General features: G+C 64.2%; 1 protein-coding gene. It reads left to right on the top strand.

Translation table 11 applies throughout. The annotated features are described in order from the left end of the window. The coding region (locus tag EAD98_RS30950; RefSeq protein WP_158609802.1) for a hypothetical protein at positions 1-181 on the top strand (181 nt) is incomplete at its 5' end. Positions 182-330: the final 149 nt, after the last annotated feature.

The following is a 330-nucleotide window of genomic DNA, read 5'->3' as shown; positions in this document are numbered from 1 at the left end:
ACGCAACGCCCGCTACGGCATCTACGCGGATTCGTCCACGGCGGGCAACGTCTTCAACGGCAACCGGATGCTCGACAACGTCGCATTCGATGCCATCGACGTGAGTTGGCCCGCGAACACCTGGACCGCCAACCAGTGCGTAAAGGACTATCCCGCCGGGATGATCTGCGGCGTCGGCTAGGGCCTGCACAGGCGTGGATCCTGACCTGAGAGGAAGAAGGCTCCGATGAAGAGAACCGCCATCACCTGCCTGGTCGCTCTGGGCGCGACGATGCTGCTACCCGGCAACGCCTCGGCCGCAGACACCCCGAGGGTCGTCGTGGATGACGA

The organism is Micromonospora sp. CV4, assembly GCF_003667455.1.
Taxonomy (GTDB): Bacteria; Actinomycetota; Actinomycetes; order Mycobacteriales; family Micromonosporaceae; genus Micromonospora.
The sequence above is the reverse complement of the archived record's forward strand: the minus strand, read 5'-3'. Positions and strand labels throughout refer to the sequence as shown.